Source organism: Kriegella aquimaris (genome assembly GCF_900103215.1).
Classification (GTDB): domain Bacteria; phylum Bacteroidota; class Bacteroidia; order Flavobacteriales; family Flavobacteriaceae; genus Kriegella; species Kriegella aquimaris.
The window spans coordinates 91,438-104,028 of record NZ_FNGV01000013.1 but is presented as its reverse complement, the minus strand read 5'-3'; the positions used below and the strand labels follow the sequence as shown (position 1 = coordinate 104,028).

At 38.2% G+C, this 12,591-nt stretch carries 7 protein-coding genes; 1 reads left to right on the top strand and 6 read right to left on the bottom strand.

The features are described from left to right. Window positions 1-28: 28 nt before the first annotated feature. From BLS33_RS19520 to BLS33_RS19495, 6 genes are all read right to left on the bottom strand, one after another. Window positions 29-2,422: a DUF6797 domain-containing protein gene (locus tag BLS33_RS19520; RefSeq protein WP_176801462.1), complete on the bottom strand. Its 2,394-nt coding sequence runs from the start codon at window positions 2,420-2,422 to the stop codon at window positions 29-31. Window positions 2,423-2,628: 206 nt separating this feature from the next. Beyond that, the gene (locus BLS33_RS19515) at window positions 2,629-3,933 is read right to left on the bottom strand and encodes an FG-GAP repeat domain-containing protein (protein WP_089893704.1); all 1,305 of its coding nucleotides are present in this window, start codon (window positions 3,931-3,933) and stop codon (window positions 2,629-2,631) included. Between the two features lie 64 nt (window positions 3,934-3,997). Next, window positions 3,998-4,525, bottom strand: a complete 528-nt coding sequence (locus BLS33_RS19510) for a plastocyanin/azurin family copper-binding protein (RefSeq protein WP_089893701.1) — start codon at window positions 4,523-4,525, stop codon at window positions 3,998-4,000. Window positions 4,526-4,737: 212 nt separating this feature from the next. Beyond that, a complete protein-coding gene (locus BLS33_RS19505; protein WP_176801461.1) occupies window positions 4,738-5,400 on the bottom strand; it encodes a carboxypeptidase-like regulatory domain-containing protein in 663 nt (220 codons plus the stop codon). An 84-nt stretch (window positions 5,401-5,484) separates the two neighbouring features. Then, a complete protein-coding gene (locus BLS33_RS19500; RefSeq protein WP_176801460.1) occupies window positions 5,485-7,224 on the bottom strand; it encodes a RagB/SusD family nutrient uptake outer membrane protein in 1,740 nt (579 codons plus the stop codon). 39 nt (window positions 7,225-7,263) lie between these two features. Further along, window positions 7,264-10,449 (bottom strand): SusC/RagA family TonB-linked outer membrane protein, encoded by a 3,186-nt coding sequence (locus BLS33_RS19495; RefSeq protein ID WP_089893692.1) that lies wholly within the window; start codon window positions 10,447-10,449, stop codon window positions 7,264-7,266. 675 nt (window positions 10,450-11,124) lie between these two features. Here BLS33_RS19495 and BLS33_RS19490 point away from each other — a divergent pair. Beyond that, window positions 11,125-12,579: a DUF6298 domain-containing protein gene (locus tag BLS33_RS19490; RefSeq protein WP_089893689.1), complete on the top strand. Its 1,455-nt coding sequence runs from the start codon at window positions 11,125-11,127 to the stop codon at window positions 12,577-12,579. Window positions 12,580-12,591 lie beyond the last annotated feature (12 nt).

Genomic DNA, 12,591 nt, shown 5'->3' with positions numbered 1-12,591 from the left:
TTGTGTTGCTAAAATATACGGGCTTAACTTATTTTTTAAACTCTTCAGTCGGAACCCTATGGATTGTTTTATGAATAAATTGATTCAACTCGACACCATCATCTGCAGAAATCTGGTAATTTATTGATATAACCAACCCTAGTGAGGCTTCAATCATTTCTGGTAATTCTTCTAGTACTCCAATAGATGTGGATATCTTGCCGGGTTTTAATTCAGGTATTTCAAGAAATACTGATTTCCGATCTTTTGATAACCGAATCGATCTAACTTGTACCAGGTCAGGTTTCGTAACACCTGGCTTGTCTACTGAATAGAGTTTTCCACGCGTACCGTACTGCCTTGTCCATGGATATGTCCATTTTTTCAAAGCATAATTTTCCTTATTTACAGCTATTTTGGGGTCGAGAGTTTGACTGAATCGTAATTCAATTCCACCAGCTTTTGTGTTAATTGCAACGGGTATATTTAAAGGCTTTCCTGTATATCGCATTCGATGAAAAGAACCCCAATCCTCTCCTATGCATTGCCAACTGGTCATACCTGTCACATAAAGGTTACCATCTGCATGAAACCGTCCTCGTTCAAGTCCTGATTTAAATATGTATGGAAGAGATAGGTGTGCACCTTGCCATACACCGTCCACTTCTTCTTTCAAGATTAAAGAAAGATTAGCCCTTCCATAGGAAGCCAATATCAAGTCGTCTTGAAGTTCTTTGGGCCATTGGTCACTGGTTATGAACATTGGTTTTGCTGGGGAGTTGTCCATATAATGTGGTACCCAGCTAATTGGGGGTACAAATGACTTGGGTTTATCAGGTTGATGGGCGGATGGAATGAAGCCATGAAATCCTCCTTTTTTAATTCTATGGACTTTACTTGTGGGTACCCAATTACCTTCGTTGTCTGAATAAATCATTTCGCCATCAGTGTTTATATCTAATCCATTAGGATTGCGAAGTCCACTAGCGATTATTTCAAGATTTTCACCATCAGGGGATAATTTAAAAAGCACTCCCTGATGTGGTGTCAATTCTTCGTTCTTGGGTAGTCCTTCCCCTTGGACGTATGGAGGCCAAGGGGTAGATTTAGCAAAGTAGAAATTTCCCTGAGCGTCCGTTTCTAAATTCATAGTGAACGCATGAAAATTGGTGGAAGCCATTAAATCATTATTAAAACTTTCATAGTAATCAGCAAAACCATCATCATTGTAATCGTGTAACCGCGTGATCTGGTCACGTCCGGTAACATACACTTGACCTTTTACGACTTTAACTCCAAGAGGTTGATAAAGACCAGTGGCATAACGGTGCCAACTTAGGGTTTCAAGATTGTCTTTAATCCCGTCAACGATCCATACGTCACCGCTTATCGAAGTAACAACAGCACGACCATCTGAGAAGAAATCGATATCGGTTAATCGTAAATATGAATTCCATGGATTAGGTATTGGAAGTGTAAGTTCATCTACGGCAAACGGTCCGTCTTCTTGGCCCATCACCGCTTTTGTTTGTAAGGTTTTCCACTGGTCTGGTCCAGGTTTTTTTAATTCGGATATGTCTCTTAAGGTAGAAGCTTGCTCAAGGTATTTTTTCATGTAACCTGATTCCTCACCTGAGGTAATTGGTCCGATTGCAAGCTTGAATTGAACGGGTTGCGTTAGCTTAGGAAGGTCGAGGATAAGATGACTCTTTTTTATCCTCCATTTTACATCACCGACAGCTCCTTGAAATCCGATAACACGTGTATTATTTCCTGCCTTTATTTTCAAATATCCTTTAGAATTAGCAACGGGTACTACTTCTAACGAAGCCCCACTAGGTGCCTGAAGTACACGTAAAGACAGTGTTTCTTCTTTTTGAGTAGGGCTCACTTTAAACGTTCTGGTAAAAACATCATGGGTTGCAATTTGTTCAAAACCTGGTGTTTCTAGAATTTCACTTTCGCCAATAGAATATGAAAAAAGAACTTCTTTATCATTAACATATAGCCCATTATAGTTGCCTCTTTCTTTTTTGATCGGTCCGTATGGCCATGTTCTTGGATCATCAAATTCTTTTTCAAGAGACCATCCTGTTGCTTTACCTGTTTCAAAGTGGGTAAAACCATTAGGTGTAGGCCAATCTTCAAGCCCATTCCGCTCGTCCATATTCCAATAAAGAAAGCCGCCGGTCCAAGCACTTGAAACGCGTAGTAAATCTGTATCAAAAACCATAACTGCTTGAGAGTTATTACCCACTTTAACAGCAATACCTTTATGAACTGCAATATTGTTCGTTGTCACTGGGTCATATGCAATTGTTGAGGTAGCGAATGGACCATGATCCATTGCATTCATATTATCAGGTATAAGAGAGGGCTGAACCTGTGCTTGCAATGAAGTACCTGGGCTAAGAATCACAGCCAAAGCAAATACTGAGCACATTAATAGCTGTATTGGTAAGTTTATTTTATGTTCTAGAGTGATGTTCATTGATTTGATTGCTTTAATCATTTTTTTGTAACAGCTATTTTTATGTTTTACTTCTGTCAATAAAAAGGTAAGGTCATCCATTATATATTGGAAAATACAAGTTGTAGGGAGACTTTATTCTACTAGTAAATAGTTGAATGAATTGAATTTGTCAAGTATTAATCAAGTACAGATTTGTTCTCCAAGAAGATTACAAAAGCTTTGCCACCTAGCGCATTATTGTCAGATGGGCTCCATGGTTTTCCTATAATATCTAACATACCATCTCCGGTAACATCTCCAAATACAATTTCGTGGCCGCCAAGATTTGCATCAGCAATAATATGTTCTTTCCACTCCACTTTAGGATTATTGGACCAAGAAGGGCCAACTCCAAGATTTTCATATAGGAAATATCGTGGGTTCTCTTCGCCATTTGCACCTGGGCGAGCTCTTTGCCAATCTTGCTCTGCGGTAATTACATCTGGTATTCCATCGCCTGTGAAATCTGCTACACCGAGAGAGTGTAAACCTCCCATTATGCGGTCTGCACCTGCAATTTCATGTCGGTACCATTGAATAATACCTTTCTTGTCAGCACCAAGATTTTCCATCCACCATATTCTTCCGCCTCGCATTTCTTCAACAGTCTGAACAACATCCAAACGTCCGTCTTTATTTATATCATCAACCCATGATCTAGCTGCATTTGCAGCAAATCCCGGCTCATTTTCTGGAAGGGGCATAAACGGCCCTAAATCATGTTGCTTCCATTTGGTTCCTTTGCCATTTACATTTTCAAACCAAACGTCAGTTCTGACAACATCAGTATCACCATCGCCATCTAGATCTCCAAATCCTTTAGGTGCTACGCCGCCATGAACAGGAGCTCCAATGTCGTGACGAACCCATGGATCTCTGGGGTTGTTTGGAATATCATACCAACGCAGCGTATTTTTATCTGACATTGTTATTACATCCATACGACCATCTCCGTTTACGTCAGATACAACTTGGTCATGAATACCACCTTTCACAATCTCTTCATCGAATATAATGCGCTCATAGGGGATGTTTAAGTCTCCAGAGTTCTGGTACCAAGCTGCGCCTACAACATAATCTGGCAGCCCGTCACCGTTTACATCAAGTACGGTACCACCGGCATCTGTAGGTGGGTTTTCGCCAACGATATATTTAGACCAATGACCAGGTTCATGAAACTTGTATATGTATATTTTATTTGTACCACGTGAACTCATGATATAGTCCAGTCTTCCATCGCCGTCGAAATCGGCCATGCCAGTATTTGAAAATGCACCTCCAATTAGGGAGTCATCAATAATATGGGTTCTGAAATCAATTTTTTTCTTACTGCCTTGTGCAAAAACAGTAACTGTTGAACACATGATAGGTACCAGTAGTAAAACAACCGTATAGTTTAAATACTTACTTATTGTTAGGGTGATATTATATTTTAAAGTCATAGGGATTAATTTTATTGTAAATTTTTGTTTGTCGTTGGTTTAATAAATTGACACAATTAAAATTTCATTCTGTTGATATTAACCGACCTTGCATTTGCGTCCAGTGTGCAGAATAGGTACATATGTACGGATAGGTGCCTGGTGGTGGTACTTTGAATGAGAATTCTATAGTTTCTCCTGAATAAGCCAAATCACTGTGGGCGATGATGCGTTGCATTTCTTTTTTGGGTATCCAATCATTAGCCACAGCATCTGCTTGAAGAGCCGCCATACCTACAGGGCGGATATCTGCTTCTTCTCTAACTAATACTATGTTGTGATTCATATCACTTTTGTTAACATATCTAATGAGCAAAATATCACCAGCTTTAGCTTGTATTTCTGTAATTGAATAACCGAGTTTGATACCGTCAGTTTTCATCTCTATTACAGTGGTATCGGCATGTTTAATAAGGGGGATTTGAGCCTCTGGCGATTTGTTGGCAAGTGCTAAATCACCAGAACTATCTATTTCTGCAATACCAGTTTTTTGTTCGGTAAGAAAAATCGCAATGAGTAGTAGGCTGAAACATAATAAAACTATTTTATTCATAAAATTACTATTTACTAGGTATCAAGAAATATAGATTACGTTTTTGTGTCTCCTTGATCTTTTAAAATTATTCTACTTTAGTTCTGGATATGAAGGATTTTTATTCTTTCATAGAACTCTTTATTCAAATAGCGAACCTCAAAAGTTATGTGAATAAAACACGTTAAGGTATTATTCACTATGTGTGTTTTTATTTGATAAGAAAATAAAGGTTATAAATCAACAATGATTGGAAGGCTTAAATTCCAAGCAGTAGTCTGATCAGATTTTGCGGCAACCCGAACAGTTAAGGCGCCATTACCGCCAACCGCTGCTGCTGCCAAAAGCTCTGCATCAAGGGTTATTGTTGCTGTTCCTGAATTATCCACCGGATTCGCTTCTCGGGTTTGCCATCTAGGTCCGTTACCGGTATCTACACCAACTTTTTTGACGCTACTGACTAATACTTTTATTTCGTCTACTGCATGTCCTGCACTGGGGCTTACCACATAACTGACTGAAATTACACTTCCAGAGATAGTAGCTGATGGCTGTTCAACAACTAGAAAGGGTGTGACCGTAATATCATTTTTTACAGCACTACCTGTAAGATCTACGTTTTGTGGCGCGGGAGCGTTAATAGGTCCGGTGATCGTAAGGGTATACGACTGAGGATACAGTTGATTATTGGTAAAAGTACCATCATTATTAACCCTTAGTTCAAGAGGAACCCGGTCTTCTTCTCCTAAAAGAAATACAGTTAACTCTGAATTTGAAGCGTCACCCGCTACTGGGTTTCCATTTTGATCGAGAACTGTTCCACTGATTTGACCATCAAACCCAAAATCTGTAACTTCTTCGCTACAACTTGAAAAAACCGTTACACAGATTGCCATCAATGCTAAAAGCGGAATTTTTTTAATTGTCATAGTATTTATTTTTGGTATAATTAGTTTCATATTTTTTTATCTAAAACTCAGTTAGTAATTAGGGTTCTCTACTAATTCTCCTTGAGCCTCAATTCTGCTCTGAGTTATAGGATTGTAATAATGCTCTTGGCGAAACTGACGTTGAACGCTTTCTCCGTCAATCTGAAGAAAATAATATTGCCCTGAAGCATCATCGTAAATAACCCGGAGCCCCTGCACTACTTGCCCATTTAATAAATCAAAAGCAGTTCTCCATCTTCGTATATCGTACCATCGATGACCTTCATAAATCAATTCGCTGGTTCTTTCTGTTCTTACTCGATCACGTGTTATTGTGGTTTCGTCTAAATCTATTAAACCAACTCTATTGCGTGTGAAGTTGAGCCACGTAGCCGCATCAGTCAAATTGCCTAATTCGAATTCACTTTCCGCTGCTATTAGGTACATCTCTGCCAACCTCAATTCTTTCCAATTGTTGCTCTCTGTACCGGCAGGAATAAATGGAGTAGGGGGGATGTATTTATGAAGTAAAAAACCAGTCGATGGAAAAAATTGATTTGCCTGTCTTCGGCTTGCAGTCCCAACAGAAGATTTTCCGCTGACACTAACGCCAACTTCCGAAATAATCTCAGAACCATTATCTATACCTTCATATAATTCTACAATATTACCTGCATAGTTATCGCCTTCAAAAAATACTGATGCGTGTAACCTAGGATCTTTATTTTCCCAAGGGGCCCGACCAGTTGCGTATAAAGTGCCAGTCCCAAAAGCAGGGGTGCTGAAGGTACCATCTAGGTTTTCATATTGATTTACAAGCCCTAATGTAGGATTCATTTCCGAGCCCTGTCCTTCAGAGAATGGTGTCGGTTGATTTTGATGAGCGAAGCTATGGCCGATCTCAACACCGTTGTAAATTCTTTCAAATATAATTTCAGAATTAGAATCTTCAATAAAGATATTTCGATAGGTTTGAACCGGATCGCCACCAGAAAGTAATGTGTATGGGCCTGCGATTACAGCTTGAGCTGCGGCACTAGCTTTTCCATAGAATTCATCTGCTCTAGATGCTGCAATGCCCGTTAATTCGTTAGCCGCCAGAGTACCGAATTGAGCAATGGAAGCAGCAAAAAGATTTGCTCGTGCTTTGTACGCCAAAGCAGTATATTGATTAACACGGCCTGTCTGCGACGGATCATCGCCATTGGCCATTAGTAAAACCGCTGATGCCGCCAATTCGCTATCTATAAAATCAGCTACCGCAGTTTCGGTACTTCTTACCCGATATTGTTCAGGCACCTCTTCAAAAGGATCAAGAACAACATCTATAATCGGTACGCCTCCGTACCTTTTTTGCATTTTAAAATAGACCGCAGCCCTTAAAGTTCGAACCTCGCCTTCAAGTCGGTTTTTAAAGCCATCAGATAATTCAGACGCGCGCAGATTTTCAATGTAGACATTCATATCTCTCATATACTCATAGTCCCATAAGCCTTCACAATCTTTATTATTGGTCATACCACCATGTGTGAAACAACCTTGAAAATTACCTCCTCTTGAAGTGCCTAAATCATGTTCGCCAAGCTTGCCGTTAAAATTATCAAAGGCTACGTAAGGAAATCTTGCATACAAGTCTGCAGCCAATGCGTCAGCAAAAGCTTCATCTTGAAACACTTGTTCACCACTTACTCGGTCTCTAGGGTCCTCATCCAAATCACAAGAAGCCACCAACACCACAAGAAAAATTATGAACGGTGTAATCAGTATATTTAATTTTTTAATGTTTTTCATAGTAAAGAAAATTATTCTCATTATTCTCATAATTCCATTTTAGAAATCAATTTCAACTCCAAAATTATACACACGTGTCTGTGGATGATAGTTTCCGAAAAATTGAGCGGGATCTTCATCAATCTCAGGGTCTAGAAAGTCTAAATCAGAGAACGTTATTAAATTGGTGCCTCCAGCGTACACTTTCATCCTTTTTAATCCTAGAAGGCTAATAAATTCTTCAGGGAACGTATAGCCGATTTGCAGTTGTTTGAGTCTCAAATAAGATCCGTTGATTAAATAGGTGTCATAATCACCGTTAACTATTCCTGATGCTCTCGGCCATCTTGCATCTGCTGCACTTACTGTAGGAAGACCAAATTGATTTTCTGGGATGAAAGCATCTTGTCTATGATGTTGAAGCGTTGTACCATTAGATGGGAATGGATTTTCATACTCACTCCAAGTTAAGTTCCAGGCAAATTTAGAAGCTCCTTGCCAGAAGGAAGAAAATTCAAAACCTTTCCATGCGACACGGGTTTGAAATCCGTATGTCATTCTTGGCGTAGTACCTGAGGTAGCAATATACTTATCAGCATCAGTGATTCGTCCATCGCCATTCCGGTCAATAGGTTTTACGTCTCCTATTTGAAGAGAGCGATTTCCATCACCGTCAATATCTGCCCAATTATCAATTTCTTCTTGAGATTCAAAGAGTCCGTCAGTTTGATAGTAAAATGTACTAACATTATCTCGCCCACCAGTAACTGTGCGTCGGCCAATTTGTTTTTCACGTCGTTCAACTTCTTTGTTGATAAAATCAACTTCATCGGTGTATTCAATAATCTCCTCGTTCAACCCAATATTGCCACCGATAGAATAATTGAAATTATCGTTGATTCTGTTATTATGACGAAGACCTACATCAATTCCTCTATTTTTATATTCTTGGAAATTCTGTAGAGGTAAATCTGCACCTACTACAGGCGGAACCTCTAATAGCCGTTGACCTAATACATCAAAACGCTTTCTTTGATAAATGTCTACAGAGCCTTCTAATTTTCCATCAAAGACATTAACATCTAGACCAAAATTCAAAAGATCCATTTTTTCCCATGTAATCTGTGGATTAATTAATCCGTCACTTACGATTGTTCTTCTAAGATTATTGTCATTGAAGATGACAAAGTCATTAAATGAATAGGTTGATAAGAACTGAAAGTCGCCTTCGCCATCAAAACCAAGTCGACCCCAAGAAGCCCTAAGTTTTAAGGTCTCGACCCAATCAATGTTTTCAAAAAATGATTCTTCTGAAACATTCCATGCTGCTGAAACGGAAGGGAAAAGACCCCATCTGGAATCTTTTGGAAACTTTATTGACCCATCATATCTCGCACTTACCTCCAATGAATATTTATCGTCGTAGTTGTAACTAAGTCTTCCAATGTGACCCATTCTTTTGTTTCTGGTGATATCATCATTATTAAATTGCTGACTTGGTGGTCCCGCGCTTAATTGTGAAATAGGAAACTCATATTGAATACGACTCGCTTCGAACAATTCAAAATCTGACTGTATAAATTCAAATACATACATACTTTTTAAGGTGTGCTTCGCTCCAAAAGAATGATCCCCTTCTAAAAAGTATTGGAAATTTATATTTTGTGTTTGGCTACTTCTTTTTTCGACTCTTGTGTCGGCATTGAGAGCGCGAACACGAATATGTTCCCCTGAATCTGCATCATATCTGTACTCATTACCTTCCTTTTGAAATAACTTATCTTGTAAATTGATAGTTTGGTAATTCAAAACGGTTCGAGTACTTAGTCCTTTAGCAAGTTGGTATTTAGCCCCCACTTTAATATCAATAAATTGGTTCTTAAACTCTTGAGAACCGCCAATATCTGCACTTGCTAAATTCAGTGGGTTTACGGTTTGCCCTTCAGGAGCACCTCTAGGAAAATCTAGATGTCCGCCAGGTAACTCTTCAATAGAATGAAATGGACGCCAACGTAAACTACGCGCGAAAATACCTTGTCCTTGTGACCAATTGGTTCCTTCAAATTGGTTTCGAGGGCCGAAAAAATCTTGAAAATTATAACTCATATCTAAGTTGATGTCCAATTTTTCAGTAACACTCACGTCAATATTTCCACGGATAGTATACCTCTCAAAATTTGTGTCTGTACCCCCAAAAACATTCTTTTCAAGACCTTCTTGATCGAATAAGTTACCAGAAATAAAATAACGGACATTTTCACCTCCACCCCGCACAGATAAATTATGAGTAGACATTGGGGCATTATTGCGAGTAACTAAATCATACATGTCTACATTTGGATAGTTTTCATCATCTAACCCTTGATTGGTTCTGAAATCTTGAACTGTCTCTGGTGACCAGCGAAGGTCCTCGCCTCTATCAATCTGTCTTATATTCCACAAAGACATATATTCCCATGACTCAATAGCGTCTGGTAAGAAAGTTAGGCCTTGAAACCCCATATCGCCTTTATAAGAAAATTGTATATCGCCAGAGACCGTACCTCGTTTAGTTGTTACGAGCACTACACCATTACCAGCTCGCGCTCCGTATACAGCTGCAGATGCCGCGTCTTTTAAAACGTTTAACTCTTCAATATCATTAGGATTCAATGCTGAAAAAACAGCTTCATCAACTGGTAAGCCATCAACAACATAAAGAGGTGTGCCGAATCCGCGAATACTAATGTTTGTTTTGTTTGAACCAGGCTGGCCATTTTGATTTTTAATAAAAACCCCGGCAACTCGACCTTGTAATGCTTGACCGACTGTTGGGGTGGCAACTCTGGCCATATCGTCAGGTTCAGCTTTTCCAATACTTCCTGTTATCTGAGATTCAAGTTGCGTACCATAACCTACAATGACAACCTCAGATAGTTGTTCTGCATCTACAAGCATTGATGCATCAACAACCGTTCGACCATTGATATCAACGGTTTGTGTTAGATACCCTACATAGCTGAAAGCCAGTTGTGTCGCGCCATCAGGTACAGCAATGGAATATCTACCATCAAAGTCTGTTACTGTGCCGTTCGTGGTTCCTGCTACTAGTACTGTTGCACCAATAAGAGGTCCACCGTATTCATCCGTAACTGTTCCGGTCACAGTTGATTGAGCGAATGAATTAAATGATACCATCACTATCAAAATCATCCCCCAATAAATTTCTCTAGGTCGAGAGGCGTAATTAAATCTTTGTTTATCCATGAAATAGAGTTTGGTTGATTTTTATTTATTGAAATATAGTGATTATTTTCTTTTGTTTTCTTTTGTTTTGTTTTATTTTGTTTTATTTTGTTTTTTTAGTAATTTTTGATATTGTTTATTTTCTTTTATTAATTATATTTTTCGTTTATAAAAAATAAATGCTTTTCTTGATCAAGTGTTGGTATCACGATTGGGAACCTGAATTCGGTACATTAATTCCATCTCCGTTTGTTACTGAAATTTTGTATGTTTTTTCATATCAAATTATCCAATGTTATTGATTATTATTTTGTGCAAATATTTGCAAAATGATTTTTATCACAAGAATTTTAATGATATATATTGATAAATATAGCTAATTAATTAAATTATAATTAAAATATGATATCTAATATTATAAATTTATTGAGCAAATATTTGCGCAATACCAAAATTATTGGAATAAATTGTTGTATTTGGGTTGTTGGATATCTTAAGCTTATTGTTTTGAATTTGTAGAAAAAATTGAATTCAGGTATTCCTTAAAAAAGGTTGTAATTGCGTAAAATGTTGTCCATTATTTTAGTCTAGATGATTTCAATTTTGGCTAAGATTCAATTTTTTGTATACTAAAGAAATTTAATTCACTTACTATAACTTGAAAATAAAGAAACAACTACTGAAAACTAAGGACTTATGAAAACTAAAACGATGGTCTTATTGATTGTGCTTCTCATGCTGCATTCTATTGTTTTAATAGCACAAAATAATTCTGTTCAGGAGGATGACTTTCAAGGCATCAAACCTTATTCTCAAAACCCTTGGTATTGGCAATATCGCGGAGATGCTATCATTCTGATTGGAGGAAGTGACGATGATAACCCTTTTCAATGGACGGGAAAACAACTGACAGACCACCTTGATTTGCTTCGTATTGTAGGAGGTAATTACCTTCGAAACGTTATGTCTGATAGAGATGAAGGAAACGTTTATGCATTTAAAGAAACTAGCGCCAATAAATATGACCTGAACCAATGGAATAATGAATATTGGAAAAGACTCACTTTTTTTCTAGATGAAACATCTCAAAGAGGCATCATCGTTCAGTTAACCCTTTGGGATATCTTTGATATACGCTCTTCAAGTCGTTGGGGGAACCATCCATGGAATCCTGCCAACAATAAGAATATAGAACCAGGTACCTGGAACAACAGCGATGATTTCTTCGCTACAGTAAATAAAAAAGCCAAAAATGAAATAGCATTCCAACAAAAGTTCATTGATAAATTGCTTTCGATTACCTTAAAGTACGATACGGTATTATATAATATCAATAATGAAAGTAGTGAAGCGGGGGAATGGGAAAATTATTGGGCAGATTATATTAAAGGATTATCTGATAAAGCAGGGAAGAAGATTTATGTTACGACCATGCAACTTTCACCTTCAAATGCTGTGCGACATGTGATGACTTATCCTAATATTTTCGATTATGTCGATGTTTCACAGAATAACCAAGATTCTAAGGGAGGGCGAGGTAAAGCCCACTGGGATAATTTGATGTATCTACGGGAAAAAATTGCATCTTCTGGTCCTGTTCCCATGAATAATGTGAAAATTTACGGAGCAACTGATGGAGGAACAAATTACTCTGCAGGATCAGAAACTGAAGCAATCGACCGATTTTGGCGGAATATTATTGGAGGCTGTGCCACAGCCCGATTTCATCGTCCGTCTGTACCAAATAAGCTTTGGGGGTCAGGTTTGAACGAGCGTGTTCAGACCAACTTGAAAGCAATGAAAATGCTACTTGAAAAGTTAGACATCACTTCATGCACGCCCCATAATGACCTTCTCTCGCCGCGTGTTCCGGTTCCGTCTACAATGGAGGCATATGCTACTGCAAATATTGGAAATCAGTATGCTATCTATTTTCCACAAGGACGCTATACTATAAATCTTGATCCCTGGAAATATGTAAATAAACTTAAACTTCAATGGTTAGATATCAATAATCTAGAGTGGTCAGAACCTGAAATTGTTGAAGTTAAATGGGAAGGGGGCATTCATGATTGGGGATACCAAGGCATCATTGGTCTTGAAACTCCTGGGAATAGACAATGCGTGGCTTTTTTAGAAGTCCTAGAATAAATATAAAAAGAC

Excerpts from the sequence above, each read along its gene's own strand:
- BLS33_RS19495 (WP_089893692.1), bottom strand. The coding sequence starts at position 10,449 with ATGGATAAACAAAGATTTAATTACGCCTCTCGACCTAGAGAAATTTAT.
- BLS33_RS19515 (WP_089893704.1), bottom strand. The coding sequence starts at position 3,933 with ATGACTTTAAAATATAATATCACCCTAACAATAAGTAAGTATTTAAAC.
- BLS33_RS19500 (WP_176801460.1), bottom strand. The coding sequence starts at position 7,224 with ATGAAAAACATTAAAAAATTAAATATACTGATTACACCGTTCATAATT.
- BLS33_RS19510 (WP_089893701.1), bottom strand. The coding sequence starts at position 4,525 with ATGAATAAAATAGTTTTATTATGTTTCAGCCTACTACTCATTGCGATT.
- BLS33_RS19490 (WP_089893689.1), top strand. The coding sequence starts at position 11,125 with ATGAAAACTAAAACGATGGTCTTATTGATTGTGCTTCTCATGCTGCAT.
- BLS33_RS19505 (WP_176801461.1), bottom strand. The coding sequence starts at position 5,400 with ATGGCAATCTGTGTAACGGTTTTTTCAAGTTGTAGCGAAGAAGTTACA.
- BLS33_RS19520 (WP_176801462.1), bottom strand. The coding sequence starts at position 2,422 with ATGTGCTCAGTATTTGCTTTGGCTGTGATTCTTAGCCCAGGTACTTCA.